The organism is Clostridium sp. C1 (genome assembly GCF_018223625.1).
Classification (GTDB): Bacteria; Bacillota_I; Bacilli_A; order Erysipelotrichales; family Coprobacillaceae; genus Allocoprobacillus.
The window spans coordinates 1,792,292-1,810,459 of sequence record NZ_CP073631.1 but is presented as its reverse complement, the minus strand read 5'-3'; the positions used below and the strand labels follow the sequence as shown (position 1 = coordinate 1,810,459).

General features: G+C 31.0%; 19 protein-coding genes. 17 read left to right on the top strand and 2 right to left on the bottom strand.

Features of this window, described 5'->3' with window-relative positions; translation table 11 throughout:
- Positions 1-143: 143 nt before the first annotated feature.
- From thrC to KEC48_RS09710, 13 genes are all read left to right on the top strand, one after another.
- The gene (thrC, locus tag KEC48_RS09770; protein WP_087359532.1) at positions 144-1,634 is read left to right on the top strand and encodes a threonine synthase; all 1,491 of its coding nucleotides are present in this window, start codon (positions 144-146) and stop codon (positions 1,632-1,634) included.
- Positions 1,631-2,524 (top strand): homoserine kinase, encoded by an 894-nt coding sequence (gene thrB, locus KEC48_RS09765; protein WP_087359531.1) that lies wholly within the window; start codon positions 1,631-1,633, stop codon positions 2,522-2,524. The genes thrC and thrB overlap by 4 nt, the downstream gene beginning before the upstream one ends.
- A 79-nt stretch (positions 2,525-2,603) precedes the next feature.
- Complete coding sequence (locus tag KEC48_RS09760) at positions 2,604-3,362, top strand: histidinol-phosphatase (protein ID WP_211962097.1); 759 nt, start codon at positions 2,604-2,606, stop codon at positions 3,360-3,362.
- A 114-nt stretch (positions 3,363-3,476) separates the two neighbouring features.
- Positions 3,477-3,725 (top strand): hypothetical protein, encoded by a 249-nt coding sequence (locus tag KEC48_RS09755; protein WP_087359527.1) that lies wholly within the window; start codon positions 3,477-3,479, stop codon positions 3,723-3,725.
- 3 nt (positions 3,726-3,728) lie between these two features.
- On the top strand, positions 3,729-4,967 hold the full coding sequence (locus KEC48_RS09750) for a hypothetical protein (RefSeq protein ID WP_211962096.1): 1,239 nt from the start codon (positions 3,729-3,731) through the stop codon (positions 4,965-4,967).
- Positions 4,964-5,863, top strand: a complete 900-nt coding sequence (locus tag KEC48_RS09745) for a hypothetical protein (RefSeq protein WP_211962095.1) — start codon at positions 4,964-4,966, stop codon at positions 5,861-5,863. Before KEC48_RS09750 ends, KEC48_RS09745 begins: the two co-directional genes overlap by 4 nt.
- Positions 5,864-5,879: 16 nt before the next feature.
- Entirely contained in the window at positions 5,880-7,328 is a 1,449-nt protein-coding gene (locus KEC48_RS09740; RefSeq protein WP_087359521.1) for a glycoside hydrolase family 1 protein, read from the top strand.
- Between the two features lie 136 nt (positions 7,329-7,464).
- Complete coding sequence (locus tag KEC48_RS09735; RefSeq protein ID WP_087359519.1) at positions 7,465-7,920, top strand: LytTR family DNA-binding domain-containing protein; 456 nt, start codon at positions 7,465-7,467, stop codon at positions 7,918-7,920.
- Position 7,921: 1 nt separating this feature from the next.
- Positions 7,922-8,605, top strand: coding sequence for a hypothetical protein (locus KEC48_RS09730; RefSeq protein ID WP_211962094.1), 684 nt, complete (start codon positions 7,922-7,924; stop codon positions 8,603-8,605).
- Between the two features lie 289 nt (positions 8,606-8,894).
- Positions 8,895-9,509: a hypothetical protein gene (locus KEC48_RS09725; RefSeq protein ID WP_211962093.1), complete on the top strand. Its 615-nt coding sequence runs from the start codon at positions 8,895-8,897 to the stop codon at positions 9,507-9,509.
- Between the two features lie 75 nt (positions 9,510-9,584).
- Positions 9,585-10,469, top strand: coding sequence for a hypothetical protein (locus KEC48_RS09720; protein WP_211962092.1), 885 nt, complete (start codon positions 9,585-9,587; stop codon positions 10,467-10,469).
- A complete protein-coding gene (locus tag KEC48_RS09715; protein WP_205089934.1) occupies positions 10,442-10,873 on the top strand; it encodes a DUF1430 domain-containing protein in 432 nt (143 codons plus the stop codon). Before KEC48_RS09720 ends, KEC48_RS09715 begins: the two co-directional genes overlap by 28 nt.
- 2 nt (positions 10,874-10,875) lie before the next feature.
- Complete coding sequence (locus tag KEC48_RS09710) at positions 10,876-11,502, top strand: putative bacteriocin export ABC transporter (RefSeq protein ID WP_249191343.1); 627 nt, start codon at positions 10,876-10,878, stop codon at positions 11,500-11,502.
- A gap of 33 nt (positions 11,503-11,535) precedes the next feature.
- Here KEC48_RS09710 and KEC48_RS09705 read toward each other — a convergent pair whose 3' ends face one another.
- The gene (locus KEC48_RS09705) at positions 11,536-12,378 is read right to left on the bottom strand and encodes a Cof-type HAD-IIB family hydrolase (RefSeq protein ID WP_087359510.1); all 843 of its coding nucleotides are present in this window, start codon (positions 12,376-12,378) and stop codon (positions 11,536-11,538) included.
- A 99-nt stretch (positions 12,379-12,477) separates the two neighbouring features.
- Between KEC48_RS09705 and KEC48_RS09700 the strand changes: the two genes are divergently transcribed.
- From KEC48_RS09700 to KEC48_RS09685, 4 genes are all read left to right on the top strand, one after another.
- The gene (locus KEC48_RS09700; RefSeq protein WP_087359508.1) at positions 12,478-12,951 is read left to right on the top strand and encodes a QueT transporter family protein; all 474 of its coding nucleotides are present in this window, start codon (positions 12,478-12,480) and stop codon (positions 12,949-12,951) included.
- 52 nt (positions 12,952-13,003) lie between these two features.
- Positions 13,004-14,146: an AI-2E family transporter gene (locus KEC48_RS09695; protein ID WP_211962090.1), complete on the top strand. Its 1,143-nt coding sequence runs from the start codon at positions 13,004-13,006 to the stop codon at positions 14,144-14,146.
- Between the two features lie 98 nt (positions 14,147-14,244).
- Positions 14,245-15,687: a 6-phospho-beta-glucosidase gene (locus KEC48_RS09690; RefSeq protein ID WP_087359504.1), complete on the top strand. Its 1,443-nt coding sequence runs from the start codon at positions 14,245-14,247 to the stop codon at positions 15,685-15,687.
- Positions 15,688-15,726: 39 nt separating this feature from the next.
- Positions 15,727-16,245 (top strand): GNAT family N-acetyltransferase, encoded by a 519-nt coding sequence (locus KEC48_RS09685; RefSeq protein ID WP_211962089.1) that lies wholly within the window; start codon positions 15,727-15,729, stop codon positions 16,243-16,245.
- Positions 16,246-16,260: 15 nt separating this feature from the next.
- Here the strand turns inward: KEC48_RS09685 and KEC48_RS09680 are convergent, their stop codons facing one another.
- On the bottom strand, positions 16,261-18,015 hold the full coding sequence (locus KEC48_RS09680) for an aminopeptidase P family protein (RefSeq protein ID WP_211962088.1): 1,755 nt from the start codon (positions 18,013-18,015) through the stop codon (positions 16,261-16,263).
- Positions 18,016-18,168: the final 153 nt, after the last annotated feature.

Here is an 18,168-nt window from a genome sequence, read left to right as displayed (position 1 = left end):
TGATATTTTTAAAACAATATAAATCTTCATTAATTTTAGGGAAATTATAAAATGGATGATAAATATGCTTAAATAGTCTAATAATATTGACTTGTATTTTAAAATTGTATACAATGAAACAAATATGAAAGCAGGTGTAAATCATGAGTGATAAAAAATATGTGAGTACAAGAGGAAAACAGCGACCAATAGATTTTTATGATGCTATTTTGCAGGGGATTGCCAGTGATGGAGGATTGCTTGTTCCAGATTTTACATTAGAACAAAAAGATTTAAAGGCTTTGCAGCATTTATCTTATGTAGATATGGCAACTGAAATTATAACATCTTTTGTTGGAAATAATGCAAAAGAGGAATTAAGAGAATTATGTCAGAAAGCTTATGGAAATGGCTTGTTTCCAAAAGAAGTTGTTCCTGTTAAACAGGCAGGAGATGTTTATATTGCTGAATTATTTCAAGGTCCAACAGCGGCTTTTAAAGATATGGCATTATCGTTATTACCTTATTTCATGACTTATTCACTCAAGAAAAAAGGTGAAGAAAGAAAAGTGATGATTTTAGCAGCAACTTCTGGAGATACGGGGAAGGCGGCTTTAGAAGGATTTAAAGATGTGGAAGGAACATATATTCAAGTTTTTTATCCTGAAGATGGTGTTTCGCCTATTCAAAAACAACAAATGATTACGCAGACTGGTCAAAATGTGGATGTTGTAGGTATAGATGGAAATTTTGATGATGCTCAAAAAGCAGTGAAACAGGCATTTCAATCTTTAGAATTAAAAGATTTATGTGATCAGCATCATGTTTTCTTATCTTCTGCAAATTCTATTAATATTGGCAGATTGATTCCTCAAGTGGTTTATTATTTTTATGCTTATATGACACTTGTGAATGAAAAGAAAATTCGTTTAAATGAAGCAGTGAATTTTACAATTCCTAGTGGTAATTTTGGCAATTGTCTAGCAGGAGTTATTGCTAAAAAGATGGGATTACCTATTCAAAAGTTTATTGTTGCATCTAATAAAAATAATATTTTAACTGATTTTTTCCGTACTGGAAAATATGATGCACGTCGTGAATTTTATAAAACAAATGCTCCGGCAATGGATATTCTGGTATCTAGTAATCTAGAAAGACTTGTGTATATGGTTTGTGAAGATAGTCAAAAAGTGAATAGTTATATGGAACAATTGAACCAAAATGGTGTTTATGAAATTTCTTCTGATTTATTAGAAAAAATGCAATGTCTTTTTAAAGCAGGATGGTTAGATGAACAAGGAGTTCTCAATACAATTCAAACATGTTTTGAAGAAACAGGATATTTATTAGACACACATACAGCTATTGGTTATGGTGTTTATAAAGAATATCAAAAAGCATTTAGAGATCAGACGAAAACGATCATTTTAGCTACAGCTTCACCATATAAATTTGCTGATTCTGTTTATCATGCTTTAACAAATCAAGACTTATCAGAATATGAAGCTATTGAAGCAGTTTATCAAAAAACAGGTGTTGAAATTCCTAAACCATTAGTAGCTTTAGACCAAAGAGAAGTTCTTCATCAAAAAGTGATAGATAAATCACAAATTATTCGTGAGATTTCTCAAAAGATTAAGGAGATATCTTTATGAAAGTCAAAGTGAAAGTTCCAGCAACAAGTGCTAATTTAGGACCGGGCTTTGACGTTGCCGGATTAGCAGTAACATTATATAATACTTTTGTTTTTGAATTGTTGGAAGATGGTTTAGAAATCACTGGTTGTCCACAGCAGTTTTGTAATCAAGACAATTTGACATATCGTGCCTTTGTAGAAGGAGCAAAAGCCTGTGGTTTACAATTTCAAGGATTACGCATTGAGTGTAGTGGGGACGTACCTTATACAAGAGGACTTGGAAGTTCTTCAACATGTATTGTTGCAGGGATTGTAGGAGCATATGCTTTTATGGATCGTAGTGAAGAACGTCAGGAGATATTAGAATTGGCAACACAGATTGAAGGGCATCCAGATAACGTCGCTCCTGCTATTTTTGGGGGATTGACAGTATCGGTCATGAATGATAACCATGTGACAACTTTAAATATTCCAGTTAAACACGATTATCGCTTTGTTGCTTTTATCCCTCCTTTTACTTTATCAACAGAAAAATCTCGTGCTGTTTTACCTCAACAGTTACCAAGACAAGACGCTATTGCGAATGTATCCCATCTGGCATTAATGGTCGCATCTTTGATTAATGGTTATGATGATGGTTTGAAGCTGGGATTTAAAGATCGTTTACATCAGCCTTATCGTGGGACTTTGATAAAAGGATATGATGAGATTATGGCAGCTTTAGAAAAAGATGAACATGTACTGGGCTGCTATTTATCGGGAGCTGGACCAACAATAATGGCTGTTATTCGAGAAAGTGATAAAAAAGGTGTCGTCAGAATGAAAGAGGAGTTAGGTCATTTATTAAATGACTGGCAAGTAGAAAAGTTAGAATTAGATATGCGTGGTTATACATGTGATTATGAGTAGGTATCTATGAAAGATGCCTCTTTTTATTGCGATAAGCGAAGTCAATGCGTTATAATAGAAGCCAAGGAGATGAATAGTAATGAAAAATTATCATACACATACGAAACGTTGTCATCACGCTATTGATAATGAAGAAGATTATATTCAGGCAGCCATTGCTTCAGGATATACTGAACTAGGGTTCAGTGATCATAGCCCGTGGATGTATCAATCTTCATTTCACCCAACAATGCGTATGGAAGCTTATGAAATAGGTGATTATGTATCGACTCTATTAAAATTAAAGGAGAAATATAAAAATCAGATTTCTATAAAAATTGGTTTAGAATGTGAATATTTTGAAAAATATATGGATGGTTTAAAAGAGATGTTAAAAACATATCCTATTGATTATATTATTTTAGGCAATCATTATGATGGTAGTGATGAAGATGGTATTTATTTTGGTTTTCCTTTGAAATCTTGGCAACTTACACAATATGTCAATAGCTGTATCGAAGCAATCGAAACAGGTTTATATAGCTATGTTGCTCATCCGGATTTAGCCAATTATCCAACTGATGATCCTTTTTATGCAGAGGAAATGCAAAGATTATGCTTAAAAGCTAAACAATATGATATACCATTAGAATTTAATTTATTAGGATATCGTACACATCGTCATTATCCTTGTGATGATTTTTTCAAGATTGCAAAAGATGTAGGAAATCGTGTCATTATTGGTACAGATGCCCATGAAGCCAATGCGTTATTGGATATGCAAACATATCAACAAGCCAAAAATCATTTAAAAGATTTAGGATTTGATATCACGGAAGATATTCGTTTTTTAAGATAACACAAGAAGCAGGATGACCTGCTTTTTATATGGAAAACAAATGATAAAAAAGAAAGAAATGTTTATAGAAAAGACATATAATCATGGTATAATGCTAGTAAGGAGATTAAAAATATGGAACATGTAACAGATATTGATAAAAAAGATTATATAGATGAGTGTAAGGAAATTGTGAGAACGACAATTGCTTTAGAAAAAATAGAGTTGAGTGATCATGAATTAACTTTATTGACTGAAGAAATTATGGATACTTCATTATCTATCGGTGGAGATTATTCAAGAGAGAATATACGTTATATTGCTGTGCAGTATGTACGTCGTCAATTTTTACCACGTTTTCAAAAAGCTCATAAAGGAGGATAAAATATGGCGTTTGATCAGGCAGTTATGCAAAAATTCATGGCTGATCATCAATCACAATATGTGGGAAAGTATCGATATCATAGTGGATATCGTACTGAAGAAAATACGTTTAAAGTTCATTATTATATGTTGGATCAAAATTTTCGCCAAATTGATATTTTTGTGGAAATTCATTGTCTAGATGAAATTACGTATACTTTTTCAGAAGATTTACATGAGCAGGAAAAGATTTATATTGTGAAAGATGCTTTAACACGTGTTTTAGCAAGACTGGGATATAAAAGAGTTTTGCATTATTCATTGTATGAAAATTTTATTAAAACAGTTTCAGATGAAGTGAACGTTTTGGCACCTATTGATTTTTGTGATATTTTAAGCTATATGAAATATCATCATGGTATTAATCAACAGACAATGGATGATTTTTATAAGATATTTTTACCTTGTTTAAAAAAACAGTTAAAACGTAAAAATTATAAAAATTTTATAGATTCTGTTAATCTTTTATTTGAGAGTGTTTTATATCAATATGAGTGGGATGGAACCAATTCAAAATACTTAGATACAGAATATCAGTTTCATCTTTATTATATTCGTAAGATTATTCGTATTGTTTGGCGTCATTTGGATAAATTTTATAAAAATGTACCAGAAGAATTATTTCAAGCTATTCGTACTTTATGTTTAAATTCACGTTTTACATTTGCAATCATGACGGATTTTGGTTCGCTTGTTTTATCACAATACAATGTGGCTAAAGCCATCATAGATCAATTTAAAGATGAGTTTACATTGATTGATAATGATTTTATGCTGGAAAATCGCAAACATTCTCGTAGTCAGGGAAACCTTATTTTTTCTTATATTTACTATATTTTCTATAGTGATTATGAACATTATTATGAAGTCTTGATTAATGTTTTAAGAAATATTATTCATTATATGTTAACTTTTGCAAATCATGATTTGGATTTAGCATTAGGAAATTCTATTATACAGACAGAAGGTTATCAGATATTATTGGATTTATTCCATCGAGATTACAATACTTTTGTGTTTACATGCTTTCCGATTGAATCATTTCCAGATAATATGAAACCAAAAGTGAGAGATGAACTGGTGACAGCTATTCAGTATTTTGCAGCAAGAATGGAAAATGAAAACTATCGTTTAAGTTCTTTTGAACAAGTGACAAACATTAATAGACTATTAATGGATAATTTTAAGGAGTGGTATAAATGAAAAAGAAACTTGCAGTTACAACTGCTTTAGCTTCAACTTTAACAGCGTCAACATTGACAGCCAGTTTAGCACTTGCAAATCAGTTTGCCAAAAAAGTTTTATATCGTGAACATTTGAATAAAGAGGATCAAGGTAACTGGTATGAAAAACTTCATGCTCAAAAGATTAAGATTCAAAATCATAAAGGTTTGTATCTTCAGGGTTATCTGATAGAAAAGCCTGAAGCAAAAAGAACGATTGTCTGTTTACATGAGTTGATGGCTTCTGCCAAGTCTTTGGAAAAAACAGTGGAGTATCTAAAAAGTATTTTTAAAGATGATCATATTTTAATGATTGATGCTCATGCTCATGGATTAAGTGATGGTTATATTCGAGGTTTTGGTTATCGTGATGTTTTTGACTTGATGTATTTTAATACGTATTTATTACAGAAATACGGAGAAAATCATCGTTTGATTATGTATGGTAAAGGAATGGGAGCCAATACGATTTTAAATGCTTCTGGATTAGGTAAACTTAAGAATGTAGACTTGATTATAAGTGAAGGAGCTTATGATCATGTTTACCACTATCTGACAAAGAAATGTCAAAGAGAGATGAAAGTACCACAATATTTGGCAGGTAGAGTGATTAGAAAAGTGATGAAAAATGAATTAAAAATAGATATTAAAAAAATGGATACAGTGGAATTGGTTAAGAAAAATCAGATTCCAACAGTTTATGTTCATTCTAAAAATGATAAGGATGTTCCATTTCAAATGGTTTTTCCATTGTATAATCATGATGCTTCCAACAAATTGTTATTTCCAATTAAAGAAGAACATCTCTATGATTTAAAAGATAAACAGGATTCCTATTCATTATCTCTAATTGAGTTTATGAATGAGAATATATAAAAAGAGGAGGGCTTATATGTATTTTGAAAAATCAAAAGGCTTCCCTAAAGATTTCTTATGGGGAAGTGCATCTGCTGCTTATCAAGTAGAAGGTGGATGGGACGCTGATGGTAAAGGTGTTTCCAACTGGGATAAGTTTGTAAGAATTCCCGGTAAAACTTTTAAGGCAACAACAGGTGATAAAGCTGTTGACCACTATCATCGTTACAAGGAAGATGTCAAATTAATGGCAGAAATGGGATTAAAAACGTATCGTTTCTCTATTGCCTGGACAAGAATCTATCCTAATGGAAATGGTGAAGTGAATGAAGCTGGGCTTCAATTCTATGATAATTTAATTAATGAATTATTAAAATATGGCATTGAACCTATGGTGACAGTTTATCATTGGGATATGCCTCAAGCTTTAGAAGATCAATATCATGGTTGGGAAAGTCGTCAGATTGTTGATGATTATGTGAACTATGCCAAGACACTTTTTGAAAGATATGGAGATCGTGTCAAATACTGGATTACAATGAACGAACAAAATATCTTTACATCATTTGGATGGTTAAAAGGAATGCATCCACCAGGAAAAGAAAACGATATGAAAACATTCTATCAGGTTAACCATCATGCCAATATGGCACATGCAAAGACAGTTTTGGCTTTAAAAGAAATGTATCCTGACGCCAAAGTTGGTGCTTCATTTGCTTACAGTCCATGTTATGCATATGATAGAAAACCTGAAAATGCGATGGCTAAAGCTGATTATGATGATTTACAAAATTATTGGTGGATGGATATCTATGCTTATGGTCGTTATCCAAGAAGTGCTTGGGCATATTTAGAAAGTCAAGGAGTCACTCCACAAATGGAAGATGGCGATGAAGACATTTTGAAAAAAGCTGCTGCATTAGTTGACTTTATGGGTGTGAATTATTATCAGACATGTGTGGCTGAATATAATGACATCAATGGTGTTGGTATGACAAATACAATGAACAACACAGGTGAAAAAGGAACAGCTCAAGTTCAAGGTGTACCAGGATTATATAAGAATCCGGCAAATGATTTCTTGCCAACAACTGACTGGGATTGGACAATAGATCCAATGGGAATCAGAATGTGCTGTCGTGATATTACTTCACGTTATGATTTACCTGTTGTGATTTCAGAAAATGGTTTAGGAGCTTTTGATAAAGTTGAAGATGGACAGGTTCATGATCCATATCGTATTGCTTATTTAAAAGCACATATTGAAGAATTAAAGAAAGCTATTGATGATGGATGTCGTGTTTTAGCTTATTGTACATGGTCATATACTGATTTATTAAGCTGGTTAAATGGATATCAGAAACGTTATGGATTTGTATATGTTGATAGAGAAGAAGATGAAAATTCTGGAACATTGAATAGAATTCCAAAGGATTCTTATTATTGGTATAAAAAAGTCATCGAAACAAACGGTGAAGAATTATAGGATGAAGAAGGTATATATCATTTCATGATACATACCTTTTTTTAACCACTTACTTCATCATATAGACCACTTAGGTGATAGCTATTTACTTTTCCTTTCATGATGTTTATATTAAAGATGTCGAAGGAGATTAATTATGAAAGTCAAAATAGAAATGGATGAAAGTTTAGAAGATATTGAAGTGGTTATCAAGACACCGGTTATGAATGAAAGAGTTCAGCAAGTCCAAGCAACATTATTTGATTTTTCTAAAAAACAGGCAGTTATTGTTTTTTATAAGGGTTCTGTTGAATATTATTTATCGTTGAATGATATATTGTTTTTTGAAACAGATGAAAAGAATGTTCGTGCGCATACCTGTGATGATCTATATCAAGTCAAATATAAATTATATGAACTTGAAGAAATATTACCTGGTCATTTCATGAGAGTTTCTAAATCCACGATTTTAAATCTTCAAAAGATTTATGCACTTCATAAAACAATATCAAGTCCATGTCTGATAGAATTTGCGAATACTTCCAAACAAGTCTATGTATCAAGACATTATTACAGACCACTTCGATCAAGATTAGAGGAAAAGAGGTTATAAAATGAAAAAGAATAGAATATTTTGGGGTGTATTATTCATCGCTTTAGCAATTTTTTTAATTGTTTCACAATTAGGTATTTTAGATATTCATATAAGTATTTGGACATTGATATTGACAATCTTCTTTGGTGTATCTGCTCTTTGGAGTTTGTTTCATAAAGAAGTCACTGGCTTTTTATTCTCCATTGCTTTTCTTATTATTATTTATGATAAGCCTTTAGGATTAGAAGCCATTACACCATGGACAGTTCTTTTAGCTGCATTATTAGCAAGTATAGGATGGCATTTCTTATTTCCCTCATCAAAGAAACATTCACGTCATTTTCAAAATATAAATCAAAAGACAATGCAGGAAACAAATATATCCATTGAAGAAAATATGAGTAGCTGTATTCGTTATATTGATTCTCAAGAGATTGAAAATGTAAGTATAACAAATCGTGCTGGGGTAGTTAAAGTTTATTTTCATCAAGCTGATATGAAGTATCAAAACATTGATTTTCATTTGTATGTGACTTGTGGAATGTTGGAATTATATATTCCCCGTACATGGAAAGTGATAGATGACACTGATAATTTATTTTCTCATGTTTCAATTGAAGAAATGAATAGTGATTTGATTGAACATTGTATCACATTAAAAGGGAAAGTTCATTTTTCAGAAATTAAGATCTCTTATTTATAGCTATAATTTTGGTACATACCTTTTTATCTTATGTTTTTGCATGGTTATTTTTAAAATTAAACACACCAACTTGGTTATTGGAATGAATCGAAAGTGAAAAACTTTGAAGAAAGACAGACAATAAGAGAAAGTATATTATCAAATATTCATTTTAAGAATACATTGAAACATAAATAGCTATATGTTAATATAACCAAAATAAGTATTTGGAGATAGTATGAAAATAAGGATGTTTGATGATGAAGAATAAATAGGAGAATATATGAAAAAAACATAAAGAATTTTATTTGTGAATTATGCAGTCGTTTTATTTATTCCTCAGTTTGCACAAGCAGGAATCAAAGATTTTCAAAATAAAGTTTATGCAGAAAATCAACTGGATCATGTCATGACAATTCAAATTGATCAAAATATTAAAACAAAAAATTCTCAAGATGTTTTAGACGATATTAAGGATGTTATGAATGAATATCATTCTAGCATCTTTTTTACTAAGAAAGATTATAACCATTATTATAAGTATATTTATACAAATGATAATGATTATTTTGATGTTTTGGGAATAAAAGAATATCAATCTGTTGAACTTTTACAATATCAATATCAATTAGATATCTATCCATTAGATCAAATAATAGAAAATGATTCATTTAATGGAGAAGCCAGAATTGTTTCTCATCAAGATAATACAAAGCAAATTAAAGAATCATTAGAGAAAGTTTTAGATATAGATATCAATACTGTAAGTCATGATAATAGTTCAATAGATTCTATGCCTTTTGTTATAATGGTTATCTTTGCATTTACGGTTTTATTATTACTTATCATTATTTATGATCAGTATCAAAAATATAAACTTTTTTCTATAAAAAAGCTTCATGGTTATTCCCATGGTGATATTTGATTAGATGAAATTAGTCATATTTTAATAGATTATAGTTGTATTCTCTTTCCCTGTTATACAATATTAAGTCTGATAATGACACAAAAATTCAATAGTGATGTTATTCATTTTATTTTATCTGGTTATCAAACAATTATTATTTCTATGGTTTTAATTTTTGTCTTTTCAACATTCGTTATTCTTGTTTTTAGTCGTGTCAAAGTTATCGATTATTTAAAAGGAAAACATATTTCTCATACATTTTTATATTTTAATCAGTTTATATTGTTTCTTTTAATCACAATAGGTATCTTTTTATCATTGAGTGCAACAAATTATGTAGAATCAATTCTTTCAAGAATGAATAATACAATACAATGGGAAACAACAAAGGATTATTATATTATACCAGCCATTCAACAAACCGAAGATGGAGATACTATTGCCCAGTCAACATGGCTTAAAAATACAAAGAAGGCATTTATAGAACTTAATCGTCATGAGGCAATATATGCCGATTTTAATGATTTTATCAATGATGGAAGCATTGAGGAAGGTTATTATTATCAAGGAGCAGTTGCCTATGTGAATAATGAGTATTTAAATGTCAATAACATTGTAGAGGCTCAAGAGAAGCTCATACAGATAGATGAAAAAGAAGAAAGACAGGTTTTATTAATTCCTGATAATCATATGTATGATGAAAAAAAGTTATCAGATGATGTGAAGAATATAGGTTATCAGAAAAATGATGATGTGATCTTTGTATATTATAAAAGTGGACAAGGCTTCTTTAGTTATAATTCTAAAGTCATTAATCAGCATACAAATACTTTAGAGAATATTGTATTATCAGTACGTACAGAAAATAATGGAGATGATATTGATTATGATCGCATCATGGGATATAAGGGAAATCCATTAAAAATAAAGGTATCACAAAAAAGGAACTCATGTCTTTACTCCAGAAATATGGGTTAGACAAGTATCCAGTACAAGTGATATCTGCCTATGATGATATGGCTGAGTTGAATCATAATGAGATGATGGCAGCTGTTTGTCTAATCGCAACGATTGGTTTGATTCTTATTTTTGTTGGTAAAGCTGTAGAACAAGGGCTTTATTGTTTTGTGCATAAAAATAAAAAATTGATTGCAGTGAAGAAATTACACGGATTTTCTTTGTTTAAGCAATATCATCAGTATTTTATATTCAATGTCATGATGTATGTTTTGATTGCAAGAATATTTATGGGATTACAATATCATATGGGTATGGTGATATTCCTTATCGGACTTATCGTCTTATTCTGGATTTTTATATTTATGAAAACAGTAATAAAATCAAAAAAATATTATATATCCTCAATTTTGAAAGGAGAATGATGATGATTGAAATAAAAAATATAACGAAAGCTTATGATGAAAATGTCATTTTTCAAAATTATAATCTAAAAATAAAAAAAGGAAGCATGAATGCAATTGTTGGAAAAAGTGGGAGTGGTAAGACGACGCTTTTGAATATCATGGGATTATTGGAAGATAGTGATCAGGGCGATGTTTATATTGCTGGAAAACCAGTAGCTTTTCAATCACAGGATGCTGTGTTCGCTTTACGTTATCAAATATCATATCTTTTTCAAAACTTTGCATTAATAGAATCTATGAATATTATAGATAATTTAATGATTGCTTTAGAATATAAAGATTTAAAAAAGAAAGAAAAGATTCAATGTATAAAAGAAGCATTAAAACAGGTAGGATTAGAAGGTATAGAAAAACGAAAAGTCTATACATTATCTGGTGGACAACAGCAACGTGTTGCACTCGCAAGAGTCATCATTAAAGATGCTCCTATCATATTATGTGATGAACCTACGGGTTCACTAGATAAAGACAATGCACAAGATATCATCAATATTTTAAAGGAAATGAAACAGCAAGATAAAACAGTCATTATTGTGACACATGATCAGTCTATAGCTCAACAATGTGATAGAGTGATTCAATTGTAATATAGTATTTGTATTTTTCATTTTAGAGTTTAGCTATTTATCCAGTATCAGGGAGCTAAGCTCTTTATTTTTCCATGTCTGTTTTAAAAATTGAGCAACGCCATCTTGATCATTGGAAGGGATGATTTGAGTAGCAATCGCTTTTAATTTTTCATGTGCATTATCTACTGCATAAGCTTCATTCGCTAATTGAAACATCTCAATATCATTTTCTCCATCTCCAAAAACAACAAGACGATCATAATGATAAATATGTTTTAATTGTTCAATAGCATGTGCTTTAGATGTTCCTTGAGGCATAATTTCAAGCCATTGTTGATTTGTATAAATATCTTTTTGGAATAAACAATGATATTGTTTTTGATAGTATGCATAAAACGGTTTGAGCTTATCTGTTTCATCAATCAATGTGACATAAAAAATTTGACCAACATAAAAGTCTTTGAGATGATGAATGATCCTGATGCGTGGATCACCTTTTCTAGACTCGATAAACTCAAGCATTCCAGGTGTGCACTTTTCTGGAATAAAAGAAAATTTTTCTTCACCGTCAATAAACGCATAGACAATCGGATAAAGATGATTGTTTAAAAAAGGATCTAAAAGCAGATGAATATCTTCCTGGAAACAATGTGATAATAAGATCTCACCTGATACATTATCTCGAATACAGGCACCATTATAAACAATTAAAGGAAAAGGCGCCTGTAATCCTTGTGTGACTTTCTTAGCTGTCTGATAAGATCTGGCTGTTGCATAAGAAAATAACATACCCTCATCAACAAGTTGATTAATCGTTTCAATCGTATAAGTTGATAGTGTTTGATTTGAGTTTAATAAAGTTCCATCTAAATCAGATACATAAAGTGTTGTCATGAAAAATCACCTCTATAAATAGTTTAATGAATATATTCATGATGAACAAGTATTTTTATAAAAATATGGTATAATGACAAAGTAAAGAGAGGTTTTATCATGAATGTAAAAATACGTACTATTTTGATGAATGCGATGCTTACCTGTATATATGCAGTGCTGACTTTCATATGTGCTCCTTTTTCTTATGGGGCTATCCAATTTCGCTTAGCAGAAATACTAATGTTTCTTGCTTTTTATAATCGACGTTTCATACCCGGATTAGTGATTGGTTGTCTTTTAGCTAATGCCTTTTCTCCAATGGGTATTTATGATGTTATATTTGGCACATCAGCAACTTTATTGACATGTTTATCCTTTACAAGGATATCACATTTATGGATGGGTGTTTGTTTAGGTGCATTGTTTAATGGTATAATTGTTGGAGCAGAACTGTATTTTCTTTTAGACCTACCATTTTTATTAAATGCAGGATATGTATTCATTGGTGAAGTTATTGTCTTAATGATAGGTGCAGGTGTTTTTAAAGTTCTAGAGAAAAATCAAGTTTTCATGAAAATATATATGAATTAGAGCCATAAAAAGTTCATAATCATAAGGTAAACTAAATCGTGAGGTGGTAATATTGAAGACATCAATAAAAATGCGTGATTTGACGCTAAAGAATATATTAATTATTTTGACTTATGGTGCGATTCTGGTTTTAGGTGTTATTTATTTTGAAGATGTTTTTTCTTATCTAGGGAACTTGATTGGGATTATTCAGCCATTTATCATAGGATTTGTTTTAGCTTTTATTTTCAATATCCCTATGAAATTTTTAGAAAAGAAATTACCTATATCAAATGAAAAAAGAAAGAAAACTATTTCAGCTATCCTAGCCATATTATTAATTATCCTTGTTTTGGTTATTGTGATGATTGTTGTTATTCCTCAAGTTGTTGAAAATATTAGAACTCTTATAGATAATTTACCAGATATTTTTGCTCAAGCAGAAGAATGGTTGAATTATCTATTTGAAGAAATTCGTTTATCACCAGAACTTCTTGAAAAAATTAATGATTTTCAAAAACATTTTACACAGACATTTCTCTCCACTCTAACAACTTGGGTGCCTAATATTGCTTTAGGTGTTTCACACATGACATCAAGTTTAATCAATGTGTTTATGGGATTTGTGATGGCTGTTTATATGTTGTTTTCTAAAGATAAATTGATTCGACAAGTCAAAAAGTTTGCCAGAGCGATTTTTAATGAAAAACATTATCAATATATCAAAGAAGTTGTTTCTTTGACAGGGACAACATTTGAAAACTTTTTAGCTGGGCAATTAACGGAGTCTGTTATTATCGGAGTTCTCTGCTATATTGGATGTATGATTTTGGGTATTCCTTATGCCTCTATTGCAGCTATTGTGATTGGTTTTACCAATATTATTCCTTATTTTGGACCAATTATTGGAGCTGTGATTTCTTCGGTATTAATTGTTTTTGTATCACCTGTCAAAGCTTTGATATTTCTTGTTTTTAGTACCCTATTACAACAGTTTGAATCTAACTTGATTTATCCTCATGTTGTTGGAAGTTCTGTAGGATTATCAGCTTTATGGGTGTTGTTTGCTGTCAGTGTTGGTGGAGGAATGTTTGGGATACCGGGTATGGTGTTTGGATTACCGACTTTCTCTGTAATTTATGAATTACTTAGAAGATGGACAAATGAACGTTTAAAAAGAAAGCAACAAATGAAGAAAAAGGCGGAACAAATATAAATATTTGTAGAGTAGAATTTTAATGGAGAAAACAAAATAATCTGTTTTCTCTTTTTATTTATAGTATAATAAAAATAGTAGAAATGGAGGTATAACAAATGGGATTTAGAAAAGATTTTTTATGGGGTGGTGCCATTGCTGCCCATCAAGCTGAAGGAGCATGGAATGAAGGTGGAAAAGGTGTCAGTGTGGCTGATGTCATGACAGCTGGTTCTAATGGTGTTGCTCGCCGTATTACAAATGGTGTCATTGAAGGAGAAGATTATCCAAATCATGTAGGTATTGATTTTTATCATCATTATAAAGAAGATTTGGCTTTAATGGCTGAAATGGGATTTAAAGCGTTTAGAACTTCTATTGCATGGACAAGAATTTTTCCAAATGGGGATGATGAACAACCAAATGAAGAAGGATTAAAATTCTATGATGACTTATTTGATGAAATGCATCGTTTAGGTATTGAACCAATTGTCACTTTATCACATTTTGAAATGCCATATCATTTGGCTGAAAAATATAATGGATTTATGGATCGTAGATGTATTGACTTCTTTGTGAAATATGCCAAAGTATGCTTTGAAAGATATAAAGGAAAAGTTAAATATTGGATGACTTTTAATGAAATCAATAATCAGGCTGAATGGCACGCTATGGGAGCACATCATCTTGTACAGGAAGGAGCTGTCTTAGTCAAAGAGGGTGACGATATTGAATATATGATGTATAAATCTGCTCATCATGAATTGGTTGCCAGTGCATTGGCTGTAAAAGCAGCTCATGAAATTGATCCAGACGCGAAAGTTGGGTGTATGATTGGTATGAATGGTGTTTATCCAGCAACATGTAATCCTGAGGATATTTTAAATGCTCAACAGGCTATGCATCAAAAATACTGGTATGTAGAAGTTCATGCCAGAGGACATTATCCTAAACATATCTTAAAGAAATTTGAAAGAAAAGGATATGAAAACTTTATTTTACCAGAAGATGAAGAAGCATTGGCTCAAGGAAAAGTAGATTATATTGGATTCTCTTATTACATGAGTTTTGCTACAAAATATACTGGAAGATATGGTCGTTCATTTGATTTTTCTGAAGAAGATTATGTAAGAAATACATATCTCAAAGCCAGTGACTGGGGATGGCAAATTGATCCCGTTGGTTTAAGATGGTGTCTAAACTGGTTTAATGATCGTTTTGAATTACCAATGATGATTGTTGAAAATGGTTTTGGTGCTTATGATAAATATATTGATGATAATGATCAATATGTTGTCGATGATCAGTATCGTATTGATTACTTGGCAGCACATATTGCAGCTATGAAAGAAGCCGTTGATTATGATGGTGTTGATTTATTAGGATATACAATGTGGGCACCTATTGATATCGTTTCAGCTTCTACAGGTGAATATGATAAACGTTATGGATTTATCTATGTCAACTACAATAATGCCCATGAAGGAGATTTCTCAAGAGCGAAAAAGAAATCATTCTATTGGTATAAACATGTCATTGAAACAAATGGGGAAGAATTATAAAAGTGTTGTTATGCAACACTTTTGTTTGTGAGGATCAAAATGGATTTTGAAATTGTAGAGGCAACAAAAGAAGATGCTAAAGAAATTTTAGAACTTACGAAAATATGTGGAAAAGAAACAAATTATTTAAGTTATGGCAGTGAAGGCATTGGACTTTCTCTTGAACAGGAAATGGCTTTTCTTGATAATGTTGCTCATTCTTTAAAAGATGTTTTCTATGTTGTTAAAATGAAAGATGAAATTGTTGGGATGGGTTCCTATATAACTTTTTCATCGCCAAGAATGTCCCATCGTGGGGAAATAGGTCTATGTATTCGTCAATCAGCATGGCATTTAGGTATTGGACATGCTTTGATGGATCGATTGCTTGACTTTGCTAAAAATCAGGCAAAAGCCGATCTTGTTTCTTTAGAAGTATGTCATGATAATAGACGTGCTATTTCTTTATACCAGCATTATGGTTTTCAAAAGATAGGGACTTTTGAGGGATTCTTTAAAATTGACAGCAAACTGATTGATTATGATATTATGTTATTAAAATTAGAAAAAAGTTCATGAAATCTCATGAACTTTTTAAATGGCTCTTGTATATTCTTTTAACCAATCTTTTTCTTCATCTGTAAGATAAGGAGATATTTTTTCATAAACTTCTTGATGATATTGATTGAGCCAGTTCTTTTCTTTTGGTGATAACAGACTCACTTCTACAGCGTCTAAATCAATAGGAACAAATGTTAATGGTTCGAAATGTAAGAACTGTCCATACTCATTTTCTGTTCCTTTCACACAAAGAAGTTCATTTTCAATACGAATTCCATATTGTCCTTCTAAATAAATACCTGGCTCATCTGTAATATTCATACCCGGTTCTAAGGTGATGTTTTCTGATAAACTACGTAATTTATAACGGAAGCCTTGAGGTCCTTCGTGAACATTTAATAAATGACCGACACCATGTCCTGTACCACATTGGTAATCAATATCTTCACTCCACATAGGGCTTCTTGCTAAAATGTCTAAACTTTGTCCTGTACACCCATGTAAGAAATGAGCATTTTGTAAAGTTAACATTCCTTGTAAAACCATTGTAAAGTGTTTCTTTTGCATGTCAGTAATATGTCCTAAAACAAATGTTCTTGTAATGTCTGTCGTTCCATCCATATATTGACCACCACTATCAATCAACAACATACCATCTTGATCGATTGTAGTATATTGATTTTCTGTTGGATGATAATGCATTAAAGCGGCGTTGTCTTTCCATGCACAAATAGTTGTAAAGCTTGGTTCAATAAATAAATCTTGTTGTTGTCTAAACTGTAAAACTTGATGAGAAATACTCATTTCATCCATTGGTATCTTGCCATAATTCTTTTTTAACCAATACATGAATTTTGTCATCGCAACACCATCTTTAATATGCGCATTTTTAGAATTTTCTATTTCAACATCATTTTTAATAGCTTTCATCATTTGTGATGGATTCATCTGATTAACAATTTCACAATCAAGACATTGATATAAAGCATAATTGATATGAGCCTGACTTAATAAGACACGTCCTTTTAATTGACGTGCATCTTGATAAATATCAAGATATTCTTTAATGATGACATTTTCTTTTTGGAATGCTTTGACCATTTCTAAATCATAACTTCCTTTTTGAAGATATAAATAAGACTGATCAAGAGTAATCAAAGCAAAGGCTAATACAGTTGGTGAACAAGGAATATCATTGCCACGAATATTGAATGTCCATGCTATATCATCAAGTGTTGTCATGATATGAGCATCACAGTGATGTTCTTTCATCACATCTACAATTTTTTCTATTTTTTGATGTGTTGATAAACCATGATATTGTATATCATATAAAAATGCTTTTTCACATGATCTTTGAGGACGATCTTTCCAATAATCTTCCATTAAATCAATACATTCAATATGATAAGGAACTTGAATTTCTTCTTCCATATCCAATACAAATTGACAAGTCATTGTTTGTCCATCAAAAGCAATTGTGTCTTGCTTTTGAACATGGTCTTTTAAAAACTCCAATAAAGTAGGGACACCTTTTTGTCCCATTTTCATTAGTGTAATACCTTCGTATAATTCCTTAGCTGCCTGAATGAAATAACGCCCATCAGTCCAAAGATAAGCTTCATTTTGCATAACAAGTAATGTTCCAGCACTACCAGTAAAGCCACTTAAATAAGCACGTGCCTGATAATAGTCACCTACAGTTTCAGACTGATGATCATCATCAGTAGGAACAATATAAAATTGAATATTTTTATCTTTTAATAATTGTTGAAAATCCTTTATCATTATGAACACCCCTATAATACTTTAGCACAATCTTTACATTTTGTAAGTAAAAATGTGTTAAAAAAGATAGTAATCCTTATTTGTGATTTCTCGTTGATAAAAAATGAGGCCAGTCATCTATAAAATGATTTTCCTTGGGCCTTTATAAAAGCA

Excerpts from the sequence above, each read along its gene's own strand:
- KEC48_RS09760 (WP_211962097.1), top strand. The coding sequence starts at position 2,604 with ATGAAAAATTATCATACACATACGAAACGTTGTCATCACGCTATTGAT.
- KEC48_RS09680 (WP_211962088.1), bottom strand. The coding sequence starts at position 18,015 with ATGATAAAGGATTTTCAACAATTATTAAAAGATAAAAATATTCAATTT.
- KEC48_RS09740 (WP_087359521.1), top strand. The coding sequence starts at position 5,880 with ATGTATTTTGAAAAATCAAAAGGCTTCCCTAAAGATTTCTTATGGGGA.
- KEC48_RS09730 (WP_211962094.1), top strand. The coding sequence starts at position 7,922 with ATGAAAAAGAATAGAATATTTTGGGGTGTATTATTCATCGCTTTAGCA.
- KEC48_RS09750 (WP_211962096.1), top strand. The coding sequence starts at position 3,729 with ATGGCGTTTGATCAGGCAGTTATGCAAAAATTCATGGCTGATCATCAA.
- KEC48_RS09715 (WP_205089934.1), top strand. The coding sequence starts at position 10,442 with ATGTCTTTACTCCAGAAATATGGGTTAGACAAGTATCCAGTACAAGTG.
- KEC48_RS09735 (WP_087359519.1), top strand. The coding sequence starts at position 7,465 with ATGAAAGTCAAAATAGAAATGGATGAAAGTTTAGAAGATATTGAAGTG.
- KEC48_RS09690 (WP_087359504.1), top strand. The coding sequence starts at position 14,245 with ATGGGATTTAGAAAAGATTTTTTATGGGGTGGTGCCATTGCTGCCCAT.
- KEC48_RS09705 (WP_087359510.1), bottom strand. The coding sequence starts at position 12,378 with ATGACAACACTTTATGTATCTGATTTAGATGGAACTTTATTAAACTCA.
- KEC48_RS09745 (WP_211962095.1), top strand. The coding sequence starts at position 4,964 with ATGAAAAAGAAACTTGCAGTTACAACTGCTTTAGCTTCAACTTTAACA.
- KEC48_RS09710 (WP_249191343.1), top strand. The coding sequence starts at position 10,876 with ATGATTGAAATAAAAAATATAACGAAAGCTTATGATGAAAATGTCATT.
- thrC (WP_087359532.1), top strand. The coding sequence starts at position 144 with ATGAGTGATAAAAAATATGTGAGTACAAGAGGAAAACAGCGACCAATA.
- KEC48_RS09755 (WP_087359527.1), top strand. The coding sequence starts at position 3,477 with ATGGAACATGTAACAGATATTGATAAAAAAGATTATATAGATGAGTGT.
- KEC48_RS09685 (WP_211962089.1), top strand. The coding sequence starts at position 15,727 with ATGGATTTTGAAATTGTAGAGGCAACAAAAGAAGATGCTAAAGAAATT.
- KEC48_RS09720 (WP_211962092.1), top strand. The coding sequence starts at position 9,585 with ATGACACAAAAATTCAATAGTGATGTTATTCATTTTATTTTATCTGGT.
- KEC48_RS09700 (WP_087359508.1), top strand. The coding sequence starts at position 12,478 with ATGAATGTAAAAATACGTACTATTTTGATGAATGCGATGCTTACCTGT.
- thrB (WP_087359531.1), top strand. The coding sequence starts at position 1,631 with ATGAAAGTCAAAGTGAAAGTTCCAGCAACAAGTGCTAATTTAGGACCG.